Source organism: Bacillus sp. Xin1 (assembly GCF_013314535.1).
Lineage (GTDB): Bacteria > Bacillota > Bacilli > Bacillales > Bacillaceae_G > Bacillus_A.
The window spans coordinates 1-17,713 of record NZ_JABUAE010000001.1 but is presented as its reverse complement, the minus strand read 5'-3'; the positions used below and the strand labels follow the sequence as shown (position 1 = coordinate 17,713).

General features: G+C 37.1%; 17 protein-coding genes and 2 other annotated features. Of the genes, 7 read left to right on the top strand and 10 right to left on the bottom strand.

Translation table 11 applies throughout. The features are described 5' to 3' along the window. Positions 1-168: 168 nt before the first annotated feature. The 4 genes from HRG09_RS00085 to zapA are packed head-to-tail and all read right to left on the bottom strand — an operon-like array spanning position 169 to position 5,133. Positions 169-2,529, bottom strand: a complete 2,361-nt coding sequence (locus tag HRG09_RS00085) for an endonuclease MutS2 (RefSeq protein WP_174098788.1) — start codon at positions 2,527-2,529, stop codon at positions 169-171. Positions 2,530-2,549: 20 nt separating this feature from the next. Then, complete coding sequence (polX, locus tag HRG09_RS00080; protein ID WP_174098787.1) at positions 2,550-4,268, bottom strand: DNA polymerase/3'-5' exonuclease PolX; 1,719 nt, start codon at positions 4,266-4,268, stop codon at positions 2,550-2,552. Between the two features lie 54 nt (positions 4,269-4,322). After that, positions 4,323-4,862, bottom strand: coding sequence for a CvpA family protein (locus HRG09_RS00075; RefSeq protein WP_174098786.1), 540 nt, complete (start codon positions 4,860-4,862; stop codon positions 4,323-4,325). 1 nt (position 4,863) lies between these two features. Further along, entirely contained in the window at positions 4,864-5,133 is a 270-nt protein-coding gene (zapA, locus tag HRG09_RS00070) for a cell division protein ZapA (protein ID WP_000082702.1), read from the bottom strand. 123 nt (positions 5,134-5,256) lie between these two features. Between zapA and rnhC the strand changes: the two genes are divergently transcribed. Together rnhC and HRG09_RS00060 are read left to right on the top strand one after the other, a co-directional pair. Next, complete coding sequence (rnhC, locus tag HRG09_RS00065; protein WP_174098785.1) at positions 5,257-6,195, top strand: ribonuclease HIII; 939 nt, start codon at positions 5,257-5,259, stop codon at positions 6,193-6,195. 167 nt (positions 6,196-6,362) lie between these two features. Continuing rightward, complete coding sequence (locus tag HRG09_RS00060) at positions 6,363-6,617, top strand: hypothetical protein (protein WP_174098784.1); 255 nt, start codon at positions 6,363-6,365, stop codon at positions 6,615-6,617. Between the two features lie 150 nt (positions 6,618-6,767). On the opposite strand, the gene HRG09_RS00055 is transcribed toward HRG09_RS00060, so the two are convergent. The 3 genes from HRG09_RS00055 to HRG09_RS00045 all read right to left on the bottom strand — a co-directional run bounded on the left by HRG09_RS00055 (position 6,768) and on the right by HRG09_RS00045 (position 10,183). Next, positions 6,768-6,902: a YuzL family protein gene (locus HRG09_RS00055; RefSeq protein ID WP_174098783.1), complete on the bottom strand. Its 135-nt coding sequence runs from the start codon at positions 6,900-6,902 to the stop codon at positions 6,768-6,770. A 93-nt stretch (positions 6,903-6,995) separates the two neighbouring features. Continuing rightward, a complete protein-coding gene (gene asnS, locus HRG09_RS00050) occupies positions 6,996-8,387 on the bottom strand; it encodes an asparagine--tRNA ligase (protein ID WP_174098782.1) in 1,392 nt (463 codons plus the stop codon). Between the two features lie 52 nt (positions 8,388-8,439). Beyond that, positions 8,440-8,692: a binding site (T-box leader), on the bottom strand. Positions 8,693-9,154: 462 nt separating this feature from the next. Continuing rightward, complete coding sequence (locus HRG09_RS00045; protein ID WP_174098781.1) at positions 9,155-10,183, bottom strand: hypothetical protein; 1,029 nt, start codon at positions 10,181-10,183, stop codon at positions 9,155-9,157. 191 nt (positions 10,184-10,374) lie between these two features. Between HRG09_RS00045 and HRG09_RS00040 the strand changes: the two genes are divergently transcribed. After that, positions 10,375-10,533, top strand: a complete 159-nt coding sequence (locus HRG09_RS00040; RefSeq protein ID WP_174098780.1) for a hypothetical protein — start codon at positions 10,375-10,377, stop codon at positions 10,531-10,533. Between the two features lie 120 nt (positions 10,534-10,653). Here the strand turns inward: HRG09_RS00040 and pheT are convergent, their stop codons facing one another. The 3 genes from pheT to HRG09_RS00025 form a co-directional block, all read right to left on the bottom strand. Next, positions 10,654-13,074, bottom strand: a complete 2,421-nt coding sequence (gene pheT, locus HRG09_RS00035; RefSeq protein WP_174098779.1) for a phenylalanine--tRNA ligase subunit beta — start codon at positions 13,072-13,074, stop codon at positions 10,654-10,656. Positions 13,075-13,092: 18 nt separating this feature from the next. After that, positions 13,093-14,127: a phenylalanine--tRNA ligase subunit alpha gene (gene pheS, locus HRG09_RS00030; RefSeq protein ID WP_174098778.1), complete on the bottom strand. Its 1,035-nt coding sequence runs from the start codon at positions 14,125-14,127 to the stop codon at positions 13,093-13,095. 45 nt (positions 14,128-14,172) lie between these two features. Continuing rightward, positions 14,173-14,403: a binding site (T-box leader), on the bottom strand. A 62-nt stretch (positions 14,404-14,465) separates the two neighbouring features. After that, on the bottom strand, positions 14,466-15,230 hold the full coding sequence (locus tag HRG09_RS00025) for a TrmH family RNA methyltransferase (protein WP_174098777.1): 765 nt from the start codon (positions 15,228-15,230) through the stop codon (positions 14,466-14,468). Positions 15,231-15,344: 114 nt separating this feature from the next. On the opposite strand from HRG09_RS00025, the gene sspI reads away from it, so the two are divergent. The 4 genes from sspI to HRG09_RS00005 all read left to right on the top strand — a co-directional run bounded on the left by sspI (position 15,345) and on the right by HRG09_RS00005 (position 17,652). Further along, on the top strand, positions 15,345-15,554 hold the full coding sequence (gene sspI, locus HRG09_RS00020; RefSeq protein WP_017153966.1) for a small acid-soluble spore protein SspI: 210 nt from the start codon (positions 15,345-15,347) through the stop codon (positions 15,552-15,554). Between the two features lie 175 nt (positions 15,555-15,729). After that, the gene (locus HRG09_RS00015; RefSeq protein WP_174098776.1) at positions 15,730-16,287 is read left to right on the top strand and encodes an HD domain-containing protein; all 558 of its coding nucleotides are present in this window, start codon (positions 15,730-15,732) and stop codon (positions 16,285-16,287) included. Between the two features lie 145 nt (positions 16,288-16,432). Beyond that, positions 16,433-17,146: a CPBP family intramembrane glutamic endopeptidase gene (locus HRG09_RS00010; RefSeq protein WP_174098775.1), complete on the top strand. Its 714-nt coding sequence runs from the start codon at positions 16,433-16,435 to the stop codon at positions 17,144-17,146. 128 nt (positions 17,147-17,274) lie between these two features. Continuing rightward, complete coding sequence (locus HRG09_RS00005) at positions 17,275-17,652, top strand: ammonia permease (RefSeq protein WP_174098774.1); 378 nt, start codon at positions 17,275-17,277, stop codon at positions 17,650-17,652. Positions 17,653-17,713 lie beyond the last annotated feature (61 nt).

Genomic DNA, 17,713 nt, shown 5'->3' with positions numbered 1-17,713 from the left:
GCGTCAATCTCAGGCGGTATAAATCATACTGAGATTGACGCTCTCTTACTTCGCAAAAACCACTAAATAAATAATCCCAATGACAAAAAATATGCCGCAACAAGCTAACAATACTTTTGCAAGTTTGTCCATAAACATAATGGTTTACCCCTTTTGCTTGGTTTTGTGCTATTTTAATTCGACAACTGTTACGCCGAGGCCTCCCTCGCCCATATCACCGTAGCGGAAGTTTTTCACGCCGCGATGTTTTTTCAAGTAATCTTGTACACCTTGGCGAAGTGCTCCTGTTCCTTTTCCGTGAATAATCGATACGCGCGGATAGTTTGCAAGCTGTGCATCGTCTAAATACTTTTCTACACGCATCATCGCATTTTCAAAGCGCTCACCGCGAAGATCAAGTTCTAAGGAAACATGATAATCTCTTCCCTTAACAGTCGCAACTGCTTTTTTCTCAACCGGTTGTGGCGAGTTAATGTATTCCATATCAGATTCTTTTACTTTCATTTTTAGAATACCAATTTGGACATTCCATTCATTCTCGCTTACTTTTTTCAACAACTGGCCTTTTTGACCGAACGTCAATACTTTCACTTCATCGCCAGCTTGTAATTGTTGTTTTGGCGCTGTATTTTTCACTTTTACTTTTTGTTTTTTCACAAGTTCTGGCGCTGCCCCTTCTAGACGGCTTTTCGCTTCAATTAACTCATGATCTTTCACATTTGCAAGCTGCGCTTTACGCAATTGACGAAGTTCATGAATGATTCCTTCTGCTTCTTTTTTCGCAGCTTCTACTTTTTCTTCGCCCTCTTTTTGCGCTTTTAGTAATCTTTCATCACGCTCATCGTTAAATTCAATAATTTGACGCTGTAATTCACGATGCAGTTTTTCAGATTGTTTTCGATGTTCTTCTGCTTCGTTCCATTCGCGCTCTGCATTTTTTTGACTTTCTTCCAATTTTGCAATCATATTTTCAATTTTATTTGTATCGGTACTAATATGATTACGAGCACGGTCAATTACGCGATCAGATAAACCAAGGCGTTTTGAAATTTCAAAAGCGTTACTGCGTCCTGGTACACCGATTAATAACTTATAAGTTGGACTTAATGTGTTTACATCAAACTCCACACTCGCATTAATAACTTGCTCACGATTGTAACCATATGCTTTTAGCTCTGGATAATGCGTCGTTGCAACAACGCGTGCTCCGCGGTTATATACTTCATCTAAAATTGAAATCGCAAGGGCTGCCCCTTCTTGAGGGTCTGTTCCAGCACCTAATTCATCAAATAATACTAAGCTTTCAAAATCAGCTTTTTCTAAAATATCTACAATGTTCACCATATGTGAGGAGAACGTACTTAAACTTTGTTCAATCGATTGTTCATCACCGATATCAGCAAAGATATTTTTAAACACACAAATCTCTGATTCATCCATTACTGGAATATGAAGACCAGATTGCGCCATTAATACACAGATGCCGACTGTTTTTAATGTAACTGTCTTACCACCTGTATTCGGGCCTGTAATAACAATTGTTGTGAAGTCTTTACCAAGCATAATATCGTTTGGCACAATAATTTCCGGATCAATCAGCGGATGACGTGCTTGTCGTAAATCCATATATCGCTCATTATTTACAATTGGTTTCGTTGCTTTAATACGCTTTGCATAAAATGCTTTTGCGAAAATAAAGTCAAGGTTTGCGATAACCTCTACGTTTGCTAACACAATATCCGCTTCGACTGCTACTTCTTCTGTTAACATCATTAAGATACGTTCTACTTCTTGTTTTTCTTTCACACGAGCTTCTTGCAACGCGTTATTTAGTTCTACAATGACTTGTGGCTCAATAAATAACGTTTGCCCAGACGCTGATTGATCATGAACAATACCACCATATACACCGCGGTATTCCTGTTTTACAGGAATTACATAGCGATCGTTACGGATTGTCACAATTGCATCTGATAACATCTTTTGCGCATTAGAAGATCTCGTCATATTTTCAAGTTTTTCACGAATGCGACTTTCTGCAGTGCGGATTTGGTTACGAATGCCGCGCAGTTTATCACTCGCGCTATCAAGTACTTCGCCACCATCGCCAATGCAGCTTGTAATTTTCTTTTCTAAATCATATAAAGATACGATTTGTGCCACATGTGTTTCTAAGATTGGTAACTCTACGCCATTATCAATCATATCTTCAATAAATCGCTTCATTTGACGACTACCATACATTGTACTTGCGATATCAAGAAGTTCATGCGGGCTTAACATACTTCCAATTTTTGCACGTTTTACATTCGGACGAATATCAAAAATTCCGCCGAGTGGCACATGCCCTTTTAAACGAATGACTTTTGCTGCTTCATCCGTTGTTTCTTGCATTTCTACAATTTCTTCAAAATCTGTACTTGGCATAAGGCTCTTCACTTTATCACGACCAAGCGAAGATGCAACATGCTCAAGCAATTGTTCTTTTACTTTGTTATATTCTAATACACGCAACGTTCGTTCTAACATAGTTGCACGTCCCCCTTGTGTTACTTATTCCGTTTAATATAGTCTAATAAACGTTCAATATCCCATGTATTAATTACGGTATCTTTTTGAATCCAACCTTTACGCGCTGCCGCTACACCTGTCTCCATATCTTCTAGCATTTCAAGTGTGTGGGCATCCGTATTAATTGCTACTTTTACACCAGCATCTTGTGCTTGTTTTAATAGCTTTGCGCTTAAATCTAAACGGTTCGGATTCGCATTTAATTCTAAAACTGTATCCGTTTCTTTTGCTAGTTCAATCAGTAAATCTGTATCTACATCGTACCCTTCGCGGCGCCCAAGAAGACGACCTGTTGGGTGAGCAATCATTGTAACATGCTTATTTTCAATCGCTGTGCGCAAACGTTTCATAATTGTTTCACGATCTTGTGAGAAACTAGAATGAATTGCACCAATGACATAATCCAGTTCCACTAATACCTCATCATCAAAATCTAGCGTTGCATCTGGTAAAATGTCCATTTCGATTCCGTGTAAAATTGTGATATCTGGGTATTTTTCGTTAATACGCTCAATTTCTTTTCCTTGTTCACGAAGACGTCCTTTCGTTAAACCATTTGCCACTTTCAAGTATTGTGAATGGTCGGTAATTGCCATAAATTTATACCCACGAGCGCGGCATGCTTGTACCATTTCTTCAATCGAAAAAGCACCGTCACTCCATGTTGTATGCATATGTAAATCACCTTGTATATCAGAGAACTGAATTAAATTCGGATATTCTTGAATTAACTCAATCTCTTTTCCATCTTCACGTACTTCTGGCGGAATAAACGGCAGGCCAAAATGAGCAAAGAATGCCTCTTCTGTTTCAAATGTTTTCACTTCACCTGTTTCTAAATTTTCCACACCGTATTCACTAATCTTCTCGCCTTTATCTTTTGCAATTTGGCGCATTCTTACGTTATGATCTTTTGAACCTGTGAAATGATGAAGTGTTGTAATAAATTCTTCAGGTTTCACAAGACGGAAGTCAATTGAAATGTCATATTCATATTGAAGGCGAACCGATACTTTTGTATCACCGCTTGCAATCACTTCAATCATATTCTCAAACTGCAATAAACGTTCACGTACTGCTGCTGGATCTTCCGTTGCAATAATGAAATCTAAATCTTTCACTGTTTCACGAACGCGGCGCAAGCTACCAGCGCGCGAGAATCGAATAATTTCCTGGATATTCGACAATTTCTCTTCTATTTCCCCGGCAATAGGCAGAACCATTGCGATTGGTAAACGCTCTGGACGAGACCCAACTTGAGCAATTGCTTCTAATATTTTCTCTTCTGTCTTCTTTCCAAATCCAGCAAGTGCCTGTACTTTATTCTCTTCACACGCTTTTTGCAATGTCTCTATATCAATAACGCCAAGCTCTTTGTATAACTTCGCTACTTTCTTTCCACCAAGCCCTGGTAATTTTAATAATGGTAATAGGCTGCTTGGCACTTCCTTTTCAAGCTCCTCTAATACTTCTGAAGTTCCAGCCTCGATATATTCTTGAATAACAGCCGCTGTTCCTTTTCCGATTCCCGGAATTTTTGTAAAATCTTCAATTTCAGAAAGACTACGATCGTCGCTTTCTAATGCTGCTGCCGCTTTACGAAATGCTGATATTTTAAATGGATTTTCGCCCTTTAATTCCATAAAAAGGCCGATTGTCTCCAGTAATTTAATCACTTGTTTTTTATTCACTTTCATTCTTACCCCGCCTTTCTTTCATAGAAAAAACTTCTCTTTCCGAAAAAAGAGAAGTTATACTCTGCTACCAGTCTGCCATAGTTCCTTCACCTTTTCAGAAAGAATCGGTGTATCGTCTATAATGATTTTGCTAATTGATGATTTTTGTAATGGTGTTTGTACTTGTTCAATCGGAAGAATTGTTCCAATAATAATTAAGACAAACAAAATAATATACACTTCCAAAAAGCCAAGAAGTGCCCCAGCAAACGCATTTACTTGCTTTAAAACCGGGATTTCTGTAAACATATTCAGCAGATTTCCAAGCAATGAAAGTGCGATTTTTGTAATAATAAATAATACAATAAATGCAATTGCTTGATAAAATACTGCTTCGATATTATTCGCATCAATCCATTCTGGAACCGATACGTTCTTATCAAATGGATACGGAATAAATCTCTCAAACACTGGGGCTAAATCTTTGCAGTACCAGTATGCAACAAGGTATGCGATAATAAAGCTTGTTAACTTTACAAGTTGCAAGATAAATCCTCTTTTTAAACCGAGGAAAAATCCCATAACAAGCAACAAAATGATAATAATATCAATCATGTTATTCCATTCCTTTTTTTGTCATACTTTCTTTCAATTTTTCATGTTCATCTTTTAATTTTATGTAATCGTGTATGACGTTTACCGCCGTCAATACCGCTAGTCTACTCGTATCAAGCGAAGGATTCTTGGCATTAAGTTCGCGCATTTTATCATCCACAATTGCTGCTACCATGCGGATATGACTTGTACTTTCATCGCCAACAACTGAATATTGTTGACCATAGATTTCTACATTAATTCGACTTTTATTTCCCTTTTGTTGTGACAACTCACCGGCCTCCAATCACGTACAGAATCCTAAAGTTTATCATACCATGAACCATCATAATATGGAAACAGAAAGAACAATCCGATATGATAAAAATAACAATATAGAAAAGGAGCGACTACTTTGTCAAATTCTATTGTAATCCAAACAAATCCTGCAACAATTGAAGATATGAAACAAAAGTACAAACAAGCAATTGCCCCGAAAGTTCCGCAAGGCGGTGTCTTTATGGCAAAAGTCCCATCTTGCACAATTACAGCCTATAAATCCGGTAAAGTAATGTTTCAAGGTATTCGTGCTCAGGAAGAAGCAGCACGCTGGCAAGATGTTTCTCAAGCACCAAAATCTCTTGGTAAGAAAACAGTAAATTCGCATCGCTACGCTCCGCCTGCTTCTATTGGAACAATGTCTATAGCCGGATCTGATGAAGTGGGAACTGGAGATTACTTCGGCCCAATGACAGTTGTTGCTGTATATGTAGATGCAAAGCAAATTCCATTATTAAAAGAACTTGGTGTAAAAGACTCAAAAAACTTAAATGATGTACAAATTGCCGAAATCGCAAAACAACTACTTAACGTCGTTCCTTACAGTTCTCTCGTTTTGCATAACGAAAAATATAACGAAATGTTCGAAAAAGGAAACAATCAAGGGAAACTAAAAGCGCTCTTACACAATAAGGCTCTTACAAATTTACTGAAAAAGATTGCGCCGACAAAACCAGAAGGCATCCTAATTGACCAATTTACGCAGCCTGATACATATTACAAATACTTAGCAAAACAAAAAGAAGTACAGCGTGAAAATGTTTACTTCGCCACGAAAGGCGAAAGTGTCCACTTAGCAGTAGCCGCCGCTTCCATCTTGGCTCGTTATTCATTCGTAAAACAGTTTGATGAACTAAGCAAAAAGGCGGGTATGCCGCTTCCAAAAGGAGCAGGCAAACAAGTTGATATTGCCGCAGCAAAGTTAATTCAAAAACTAGGGAAAGAACGACTTCCTGAGTTTGTGAAGCTTCACTTTGCGAATACAGAGAAAGCATTTCGTTTATTGAAAAAATAGTTATTTTTCAGTATCGACAATATATAAATGAACTAAACAAGGCGAAAAGAATCCGTATTTCTTTTCGCCTTGTTTTTTGTTATAATTTAAATATACAGAAATTTCATTTTATTAAAGTTCAATTCTTTACACACTCATTATAAAACTATACAAAAGAGGGGATTACTTTGTTATTACTACAAATGATTTTGAATGTTTTAATAGGTAAACCACATGAAAAACAAAGCAGGATTAGAGAAAATATCCGATTATTAAACGAAGAACCAAAGTTTAATGAATTAATAGAACGGTACGGCAGATCTATTCTATTAAAATTTCGAGTTCGCAAATATATTAGTACTTGTGATGCTTACGAATTGATTCATAACCCTAACAAACTTGAACAATTTTGTAAAGAGCTTGAGAAAATGGTTTCAAAATGACAATACTTATAATAAGTCAGAGATAGGAATATTTACCTAAAAAAGAGCAGCTATTGAATCCCTTTACAATAAAATTGTGAAAGAAATTGAAAATAAGAAAAATAAAACCGTATAAAAAGAGTAGTCATCTTGACTACTCTTTTTATACGGTTAACTACGCTTTTGTCTCTTATTTGATGAAGGCACTTTAAAGGATCCAGTTTCGTGCGTTGTAGTTCCTTGCCCTTCAACTTGCGAGGAACCAAGGCTTGCTCTAGAAGGATCTTTTTTTACTTTTTTACCCATTTCATTCACCCCTTTTTGTTACTTTTTACTTAGAAATAAGAAAGTATACAGCACAAAAAAGAGAGAGGATTTTCCTCTCTCTTTTTGCATATCTTAAAACTCCGAAGAACCTGGAGTTCTTGGGAATGGAATTACGTCACGGATGTTTGCCATACCAGTGATGTACATTAGGAAACGTTCAAAACCTAGACCAAATCCAGCATGTTTTGTACCGCCGTATTTTCTAAGTTCTAAGTACCACCAGTAGTCTTCTTCATTCATGCCTAATTCTTTAATTCTGTCTACTAAAACGTCCATTCTTTCTTCACGTTGGCTTCCGCCGATTAATTCGCCGATGCCAGGAACTAGAAGATCAGTAGCAGCTACTGTTTTACCATCATCGTTCATACGCATGTAGAATGCTTTAATATCTTTTGGATAGTCTGTTACAAATACAGGGCGTTTGAAAATTTCCTCTGATAAGTATCTTTCATGCTCTGTTTGTAAGTCAATACCCCATTCTACTGGATATTTGAAGTCTGCACCTGATTCTTGAAGCACTTTAATTGCTTCTGTGTATGTGATACGACCGAAGTCAGAGTTAATTACGTTGTTCATGCGCTTAAGAACTGTTTTATCAACAAAGCTGTTGAAGAATTCCATTTCTTCTGGTGCATGCTCTAGTACGTATTTCATTGCATATTTCAGCATATCTTCTGTAAGATCCATTACATCTTCTAGCTCAGCGAATGCAATCTCAGGCTCAACCATCCAGAACTCAGCAGCGTGGCGAGTTGTGTTTGAGTTTTCAGCACGGAATGTAGGTCCGAATGTGTATACATCACGGAACGCTAATGCATAAGCTTCAGCATTAAGTTGTCCACTTACTGTTAAGTTTGTTTCTTTACCGAAGAAGTCTTTTGATTCGTCAACTTGTCCGTCTTCACCTTTTGGTAAGTTGTTTAAATCTTGCGTTGTTACGCGGAACATTTCGCCTGCACCTTCTGTATCACTACCAGTGATGATTGGTGTGTGAACATGTACGAAACCACGCTCTTGGAAGAACTGGTGAATTGCAAATGCTGCGATAGAACGTACACGGAATGTTGCTGAGAATGCATTTGTTCTTGGGCGTAAATGAGCGATTGTACGTAAGTATTCAAACGTGTGACGTTTCTTTTGAAGTGGGTAATCAGAATCTGATAAGCCCTCGATATCAATTTTTTCTGCTTTAATTTCAAATGGTTGCTTTGCTCCAGGTGTTGCAATTACTTTACCTTCTACTTTAACTGAAGAGCTAAGTGGAAGTTTTGCAATTTCTTTGAAGTTATCTAATTCTGTATCGAAAACGATTTGAACACTTTTGAAGAAGCTACCGTCGTTTAATTCGATGAAACCGAATGCTTTTGAATCACGTAAGTTACGAATCCAACCTGATACTTGTACTGTTTGATCTGCATACTTTTCTGTATCTCTATACAGACTTTTTACTAATGTGTTTTCCATAGTAAAATTCTCCTTTGCTGATATATTTAAATACAAAAAAACCTTTCATCCATAAAGGGACGAAAGGTTAAACTTCGCGGTACCACCCAATTTGTCATAAAGACCAACTTTAACTCGTATGTATTTACATACTTCCCGGTTTGTAACAGGCCGGATTCCCGTCTAAGTCTACTCTTGAATACAAGCTTCAATTTCGGTTAGCAACTCCAAGGTGTTCTTCACATATACCGCCTCATCAGGCTCGCACCGTCCCTGACTCGCTATGGATTATAGTATATACTACTTTTCCCTATCATCGTCTTTCATTTTGTTAAACTAAAATTAATGTACTACATTCGAGGGAAAGATGCAAGTTGTCCTATTGATAAAATGAAACTTACCACTCTCGCCATTCTGCGGTTATATCTTCTTCTACTTCCAATTCTGCTATAGATGCGGTTTCTACAATAAAGTGAAACTTTAATCAGTGGGGGGTTTCTTCATCCCCCACTGATTATTAGTTGAACCAATCGGGCTTTTACGGGCAGTTGATCCCCCACCTAACTTCTTTGCTTTCGCTGAATTTTGAGGTAGGGGTCTTACTGCCCGTTAATGCGGGATAAATTCATATAATTCTTCTCTTTCTAATGTCTCAATGAAAAAATCATATTGTTCATTTAAACTAACTACGACTTGTTCTATACACTCAACAAAAATAAACCAGATGCTTTTCAGCATCTGGTTTATTTTTGTTAACTTGATAGCTATGCCCCTTAAGGGGTCTTTTTTTATGCTGCAGGTTCTGTTGGAGCTGGTTGAACAGGAGTTACTTTCCCGCCATCCATTTTATCATTTATAGATTGATTCATAAATTCACCAATCATTTTTTGTAACTCATCCATTGGAACAATGTTCTTTTCAGAAGTATCGAATGTGAATTTGATTGGTTTATCGATAGATTTGATATCAGAATTAATATTCATATCAAATTTAATTGTTTCTTTTTCGTTTTCAGGATTTTTTGCTTCGATATGAATTAATGCATCCTGTTTTTTAATTGTTTTTCCATCCATTGTATAAATTAAAGAAATAGAAGATTTATCAAGATTTGCATCTTTCAATTCTTTCTTAAAGTCTGCAATTTCTTGTTTTGTTCCAGTGAAGTTTTTCATTGTAGAAATTTCATCAAATACCTTTTCAATCACTGTTTCTAAATCTTTACCTGTTAATTTTACAGTGTATACATCTTTTTCTTTTGTAAATTTGTCTTCAGGAAGCGCTTTGATTGCATCTAATAACGCTTTTTGTACTTTCTCTTGGATTTTCGCAGATTCTTTTGTATCTACTTCTCCTAAATCTTTCATATCCATTTTGATAACTTTTCCTTCTAGAGTAGAGAAACTATCACCAGGAACGCCAGCTAATTGTAATAGTGATTTTACATTATTCGCTTTTACATATAAAGCCTCTTTCCCTTCATCCATAAACATTGGAATCGATATATCCATTTTCATTGCATCTGTTTTAATATTTGCACCAATTGTTACTTCGTCTTTTTTTGCATCTTTATCTGTTTTTGAATCAACTGTAATTGATATGTTTTTTAACATATCCATTGCTGCTTTATCTTCTATTTTCATATCTTTCGCATTAGAATCGAATTTAAAAGAAATTGAACCGCTTGATTCCATTTGTTTTGCATTTAAAATGCTTTCTGTTGAAGAAACAACTGTTTCTTTTGCAGATTTTCCACACGCAGATAAAGCGAAAAGACTTAAACTTGCCACAACCACTAATCCCATTTTACCAAACTTCATAAAACCACCCCTTCAATTCATTAACATATCTATCATAACATGGAAAATAAAAAAGTAGGGATATTCAAATAAAAAAATATAACTACTCAGCTATCCTCTTGATTTGAGGGTTTCTTATTTTCTGTATCTTTTAGATTTACCTTCTTTTTTCCTGCTAACACTTGAATTATCAAGGTTAGAAGGTGAAGGAGATGAACCGAGAACAAATCTTAGAAGTCTACCATCAAGGTCCTGAAGCTGTCGAGTCCTTTGTATTTAGTATCGTGGAAGCATATAAACAACGTATTCAAGAAATGAAAGTGAAAATGTATTCTTTAATTCCTGACTTAACAATTGTAATTCTTCCGTAAAATTCATTGAAGACATAAAAACAGCTACCCTTTCATGGATACTCCATGAAAGGGTAGCTGTTTTTGATGAAAATTATACCTAACCTTAACTTGATGGCTATGAGCCACAAGGCTGCTTTTTTACTTACGTAACTCCGCACCAAATTTCTCTTCTACCGCTGTTAATACACGGTTATGTGCTTCTGTTACTTCTTCGTCTGTTAATGTACGTTCTGGATCAAAGTAGTTCATAGAGAATGCAAGTGATTTCTTGCCTTCTTCCATTTTTTCACCTTCGTATAAGTCGAATAGTGTTACTTCTTTTAGAAGTTCTCCGCCTGTTTCTGCAATTACTTGCTTCATTTCGCCAGCTTTTACTTCTTTTGCTACTACAACTGCCATATCACGTGTCATAGATGGGAAACGTGGAATTGCTGAGTAGTAAGTTTCTTCTACGTCTGCACTGAATACTTTTACAAGAGATAATTCAAACACGAATGTATCTTTCACATCTAATTGTTTTTGCGCTTCTGGGTGTAATTGCCCGATGAAACCAATTACTTCTCCATCTAGTAAAATATCAGCTGTACGTCCTGGGTGCATGCCTTCACGTTTTGCAGGAGCATATGTGATGCTGCTTGCAACGCCAAGTACGTCGAATAATCCTTCTAACACACCTTTTGCAACGAAGAAGTCAACGACTTTCTTCTCACCTTGCCATGCATGGTGAAGTGCAAGACCTGTCATCACACCAGCAAGATGTTGTTCTTCTTTCGGAAGTTCACCTTCTGCTGTTGGTAAGAAGATAGAACCTACTTCATATAGTGCAACACTGTCGTTTTTACGAGCGTTGTTATATGCGACTGCTTCTAGTAATTGTGGTACTAAGCTTAAACGAAGTTGGCTGCGCTCTTCACTCATTGGAAGTGCAAGATTTACAGGCGCCTTTTCGTTTGGCTCAACCATATATTGTTTCGCTTTATCAGCGCTTGTTAATGAATACGTAATTGCTTCATATAAACCAGCACCTTCTAAGAAACGACGTATTTTACGGCGTTTTGTTTGTGCCGCTGTTAATTTACCACGCGTCATTGTACCAGTTGGTAATGTAACTGGAATATGATCGTATCCGTACAGACGACCTACTTCTTCTACTAAGTCTTCTGCAATTGTAATATCAGGGCGACGTGCTGGTACATTCACATGGAATGTTCCTTCTACTTCTGTGAATGGGAACTTCAAGTTTGTGAAGATTGTACCCATTTCACTTGCAGAGATTTCTGTACCTAATACACGGTTTACTTTTTCAGCTGTAACAGATACTGTACGCTCTTGTACTTGCAAGTTATCAACTTCTACTACACCTTCAAGTGCTTCTCCACCAGCATATTTCGCCATTAAAGCTGCTGCGTGTTGAATTGCTTCAAATGTACGTGTTGGGTCGATTCCTTTTTCAAAACGTGCACTTGATTCACTGCGAAGACCTAAGTCTTTTGATGCGCGGCGCACGGTTTGACCTTCGAAGTATGCAGATTCGATTAGAACGTTTATTGTATCATTATCAACTTCAGATTCAGCTCCACCCATTACACCAGCAACAGCTAATGCTTTTGTACCATTTGTAATCGCAAGGTGATGCGCTTGTAATGTACGTTCTTGATCGTCTAATGTTTGAATTTTTTCACCTTCTGTTGCAAGACGAACAACAATTTCTTTTGAACCTAATTTATCGTAGTCAAACGCATGTAATGGTTGACCGTATTCAATTAAAATGTAGTTTGTAATATCCACTACGTTGCTAATTGGACGAATGCCAGCTGCCATAAGGCGCGTTTGCATCCACATTGGTGATGGACCGATTTTTACATTCTTCACCATTTTTGCAATGTATAATGGGTTTTGCTCAGTTGCTTCTACACTTACAGAAATGTAGTCAGACGTTTTTTCTGCTGTTTCTTGTAATTCTACAGCTGGAAGTTTTACTTCACGGCCATAAATAGCAGCTACTTCATACGCAACGCCTAACATATTTAAGCAGTCAGCACGGTTTGGTGTTAAACCAAGTTCAAGTACTTCATCATGTAAGTTTAAAATTTCAAGCGCATCTGCACCAACTTCCGCATCACTTGGGAAGATGAAGATACCGTCTGCATATTCTTTCGCAACTAGTTTCCCGTCAATACCAAGTTCTTGAAGTGCACAAACCATACCGTGAGAAGCTTCCCCGCGTAGTTTTGCTTTTTTAATTTTGAAGTTACCAGGAAGAACAGCGCCAACTTTTGCAACAGGGACTTTTAAACCTTTTGCAATGTTAGAAGCACCGCAAATGATTTGTACTGGTTCTTCTTCACCGATGTCAATCAGACATTTACTTAATTTATCAGCTTCCGGGTGTTTTTCACATTCTAATACGTGACCAACAACAACACCTTTTACACCTTTGTTTAGTACTTCAACGCCTTCTACTTCAATACCACTTTTCGTGATTTTATCTGCTAGTTCTTGTGCCGTTACATCTTTAATATCTACATACTCTTGTAACCAACGATATGATACGAACATATTTATCCTCTCCTTCCCTTACGCTCGTTTGAATTGTTGTAAGAAACGTACATCGTTTGTATAGAAATGACGAATGTCATCAACGCCGTATTTCAACATTGCGATACGCTCTGCACCCATACCGAATGCGAAACCTTGATATTCTTTTGAATCATAGCCAGCCATTTCAAGTACGTTCGGATGAACCATACCCGCACCTAAAATTTCAATCCAGCCCGTTCCTTTACATGTGCCGCAACCTTTTCCGTGACACATCATACAAGAAATATCCATCTCTACAGATGGCTCTGTGAACGGGAAGAAACTTGGACGAAGACGAATTTCACGGTCTTCACCGAACATCTTCTTCACGAATACTTGCAGTGTACCTTTTAAGTCACTCATGCGAATGTTTTTGTCGATGACAAGACCTTCAATTTGCATGAACTGGTGTGAATGCGTTGCATCGTCATCATCACGGCGATACACTTTACCTGGGCAAATAATTTTAATTGGACCTTTTTCTTTATTATTTTCCATTGTTCTTGCTTGCACAGAAGATGTATGTGTACGTAATAATGTTTCTTCTGTAATGTAGAAAGTATCTTGCATATCACGCGCTGGGTGATCTTTTGGTAAGTTTAATGCTTCGAAGTTATAGTAGTCTTTCTCTACTTCTGTTCCTTCAGCTACTTCATACCCCATACCGATAAATACATCTTCAATTTGTTCAACAACAGCTGTTAATGGATGATGGCAGCCTGTTTCTACAGGACGACCTGGTAATGTAACATCAATTGTTTCAGAAGCTAATTTTGCTTCGATTACTGCTTTTTCGATATTGTTAATTTTTTCTTCTAAACGCGTTTGAATTGCTTCACGTACTTCATTTACTAATGCTCCCATACGTGGACGCTCTTCTGGAGACAATTTCCCCATGCCGCGTAATACTTCTGTAATTGGACCTTTTTTCCCTAAATACGCTACGCGTACATCGTTTAAGCCCTTTAGCTCTTTCGCTTCTTCAATCAGCTCTAACGCTTTTTGCTTTAGCTCTTTTAAACGTGCTTCCATTTGGAACCCTCCTAATTTTAAAAATAAAAAAACCTCGCTCCCTAAAAAAGGGACGAGGTAAATTCGCGGTACCACCCTAAATTGACAGAACAAGTCTGCCCACTCAATTCGTTATAACGGTCAGCTTTGACCGGAACGCCTTTACATATACAATGGTCCTGGCGCCAACTCCAGAGGTGAATTCACTTCCGTCTACCATAAGAATGCTTTCAGTCTACGGCATTCTCTCCCTATATGGCGATTTTGCAAGCTACTCTTCTCTATCAACGTTTTTCATTATTTTACTTTTATTATATGTTCATCATGAACATGTACTTCAACTTATTATAAGAAGTTTTTTACCTGTTCGCAACTGGGCTTTGTAAATAATACGTTAAAATCCCTGCAGCAACTGCAACATTTAACGATTCTGCCCCGCCGTAAATCGGAATATACAAGTTTTGATTACATTTTGTAAGAATTTCTTGGCGTACACCATTTCCTTCGTTTCCTACAATTAATGCAAAACTTCCTGTCGACGTTACTTCACCATATGGGACTCCGTTTTCAAGCGCTGTTCCGTATACAGGAACGTTCTTTTCTTGTAATTTATCTACCCATTCTTCCAAGTTTCCTTTTACAACCGGCAGGTGGAAGATAGAACCTTGTGTAGAACGAAGTACTTTACTATTATAAACATCAACGCATCCTTCTCCAAGCACAACGGCATGAATACCAGCTGCATCAGCTGTACGAATAATTGTCCCTAAATTTCCTGGATCTTGCAGGCCATCTAATAATAAAAATTTCCCATCTGTAAGAGCGATTTCTTTCTCACGCTTCTCACAAACAGCAAATACACCTTGCGTCGTTTCTGTTTCACGAAGTACTTTTACAATTGCTTCCGGCACAATATACATTTCAACATCCGTAACCGCCCAATCTTTTGGAAGATCTGTCTGATCTGAGACAATAAGTTCTGTGACACCCCCTGCCTTTAATGCTTCCTCGACTAAGTGGAATCCTTCTACAAAGAATAGGCCTTTTTTATCGCGCTCTTTTTTCGTCTGCAGCTTTTTCCACTGCTTTACGCGCGGATTTTGTACTGAATCAATGTTTTTCATAATATGTATTCCCTCTCTTCTTGTCTTCTCATTATAGCCTATTTTTCATACATATTTACATAAAAAAGAACAAAAACTAACGTCAGTTTCAATTCAGAAGAAGAGGTGAAAGTAATGAACTTTAATCTACGCGGCGCTGTATTAGCAAACGTTGCAGGAAATACACAAGGCGAATTACAAGAGACAATTGTAGAAGCAATTCAAAGCGGTGAAGAAAAAATGCTTCCAGGGCTTGGTGTTTTATTTGAAGTCATTTGGCAAAATGCCGACGAAAACGGAAAGCATGAGATGTTAGAAACACTTGAGCAAGGGCTAAAAAAATGAAGAATTAAAAATCACCTTGGCATGAGCTAGGGTGATTTTTATATGCATAAAAAATTCTCTCCTCCTAAACATTTCTACTTTACTAACATAGCGTGATGGAGTACAATGTTCAAAATACATTTAAACCTATCGATTTTCTTTATATATATCAATAGATAAAAGGAGTGAATGTTTTATGCACCGTATTACGCTTGAACAAATTTTCAAACATCATATTACACAAAAATATGTCAACCGTTCTGGAATGGTCCATGCGATTGCAGTCGCTTACCATGCGTTTCACTTAGCCAAAAAGCATCACGCCTCAGTCGATGCGGCAACAAAGGCTGGTTTTCTTCATGATATAGGACATCATACATGGTACACAGGCGGAGAATGGGACTATGAATTGTATAAAAAGAATGATATTCATGCAATTAAAGGAGCGGAAAGAGCTCATAAATTATTGGTCCGATTAGGAGAACACCCGAAGCAAGCAAAGGAAATTTCTGTTGCTATTCTCCTGCATACCGATTCTTTTCTAGTAGAACAAACAATTGAAAGAACCCCTCTACAAAATATTATTAAGTGGGCGGACGAAGCAGATGAAGAGCCAGGCGGAGCACATCACTATCGAACAATCTCTTATGAAAAGGCACTCAAAGCCATTCAGCAATTAGATCGAATGGTAGAGTGTGAATTACAAGTGCAGCAATCAAAATCTAATAAAAAAGAAGAACGAATTTATCAATAAAAAAGAGGCATCACTACAGAGTGATACCTCTTTTATTATTTTAAAAAGTCTTCCAAAACCATTTCCATATGTCATATTTGAAAGTGACATTTATAAACTAAATATGTATAATTATATATAAAAATATACAGAAGGAGTTCTATCCATGCCCCCAACCATACAGCTTACAGACACTCAAAAACATTCCATGTCATGGGGACAGTTTATCGGTTCTATCTTATTCGCCTTTTTTGGGACAGGACTTCTAACATTATTCATCGCACTCCCTGTAACAATTTATACAAGTGGCCTGACGGAAAAAAAACAAATCGCCTTGTATGAATCCATAGGAAATACTGCAAGTACTTTATTGCAATTACTTGTTTTATTATTGTTCATTTATAAGTATGAACCAGCAAAAAACTTATTGTCATCCGCTTTCAATTTTAGAGCACTTAAAAAATTGAGTACTTACATATACTTAATTCTTTTCTTCACTATAAACATCGCCTTAAATTCGCTAATCCTAACACACCTATTTCCAGATGCAACAACGCAACAAGCATCTGCTTTAAACTTAGATGTTCTAAAGCAATATCGAATTTTATTAATTATTGGATCTGCAATTTTCATTCCTATTTTCGAAGAAATTATTTTCCGGGGTATCATCCTTCGCTTCTTCTCAGAACGCTTTCCATTTTGGATTGCAGCAATTGGGACAAGTTTACTTTTCGGGATCGCTCATACATACTCACTTGGCGTAATGGTTGTTACTTTTCTTATGGGACTATTGATGGCTATATTATGCAAACGAACAAATTCTATTATTCCAGCTATATTATTTCATATTATGAATAATACACTGGCATTTTTATCATAAAAAGAGGTATCGCTACGTGGCGATACCTCTTTTAACTAGAACAAAACTAATTCACCCTTAATAATATCCAAAATAGCCCTAGTATTGTAAAATATAACTTATCAATCAGGAGGAATAAATATATGTAAATGTTAAGCTTTCTATGGATTTTCTTTATGCCCATACTTGTATCATGTGGGATCGTTGGTGGCATCTATTTAGTTATAGCAGGACTTATGTATCGAAAGCCATTTGTTATTACAATGGGGATGATTTGTTTTTCATTTGTCACTATGCCTTTTGTTTTCTGGGGAATGGGGATTGATATGGAAAAACTTATTCCAATTCCAACTGTGCTGTATTGGGTTATTTTCGCGTTAGCTGGTTTGTTAGCAGGTATAAGTGGAATACGTAACCAAATGATTCGTATTCGCAATATGGGAATGATTATTTTTACGGTAGGGATACTAGGAGCTACTTTCTATCAACTGATGTCTATGCCTGATTCATTCTCCATTCCAGGATAATGCAGGTTTCTCATTTTAATATCAAAACAAAAAAGCAGAGAAAATTAATTCTCTGCTTTTC

Excerpts from the sequence above, each read along its gene's own strand:
- HRG09_RS00075 (WP_174098786.1), bottom strand. The coding sequence starts at position 4,862 with ATGATTGATATTATTATCATTTTGTTGCTTGTTATGGGATTTTTCCTC.
- asnS (WP_174098782.1), bottom strand. The coding sequence starts at position 8,387 with ATGGAAAACACATTAGTAAAAAGTCTGTATAGAGATACAGAAAAGTAT.
- polX (WP_174098787.1), bottom strand. The coding sequence starts at position 4,268 with ATGAAAGTGAATAAAAAACAAGTGATTAAATTACTGGAGACAATCGGC.
- HRG09_RS00015 (WP_174098776.1), top strand. The coding sequence starts at position 15,730 with ATGCACCGTATTACGCTTGAACAAATTTTCAAACATCATATTACACAA.
- HRG09_RS00005 (WP_174098774.1), top strand. The coding sequence starts at position 17,275 with ATGTTAAGCTTTCTATGGATTTTCTTTATGCCCATACTTGTATCATGT.
- HRG09_RS00085 (WP_174098788.1), bottom strand. The coding sequence starts at position 2,529 with ATGTTAGAACGAACGTTGCGTGTATTAGAATATAACAAAGTAAAAGAA.
- pheT (WP_174098779.1), bottom strand. The coding sequence starts at position 13,074 with ATGTTCGTATCATATCGTTGGTTACAAGAGTATGTAGATATTAAAGAT.
- HRG09_RS00025 (WP_174098777.1), bottom strand. The coding sequence starts at position 15,230 with ATGAAAAACATTGATTCAGTACAAAATCCGCGCGTAAAGCAGTGGAAA.
- HRG09_RS00055 (WP_174098783.1), bottom strand. The coding sequence starts at position 6,902 with ATGGGTAAAAAAGTAAAAAAAGATCCTTCTAGAGCAAGCCTTGGTTCC.
- pheS (WP_174098778.1), bottom strand. The coding sequence starts at position 14,127 with ATGGAAGCACGTTTAAAAGAGCTAAAGCAAAAAGCGTTAGAGCTGATT.
- HRG09_RS00040 (WP_174098780.1), top strand. The coding sequence starts at position 10,375 with ATGAACCGAGAACAAATCTTAGAAGTCTACCATCAAGGTCCTGAAGCT.
- HRG09_RS00010 (WP_174098775.1), top strand. The coding sequence starts at position 16,433 with ATGCCCCCAACCATACAGCTTACAGACACTCAAAAACATTCCATGTCA.
- HRG09_RS00045 (WP_174098781.1), bottom strand. The coding sequence starts at position 10,183 with ATGAAGTTTGGTAAAATGGGATTAGTGGTTGTGGCAAGTTTAAGTCTT.
- sspI (WP_017153966.1), top strand. The coding sequence starts at position 15,345 with ATGAACTTTAATCTACGCGGCGCTGTATTAGCAAACGTTGCAGGAAAT.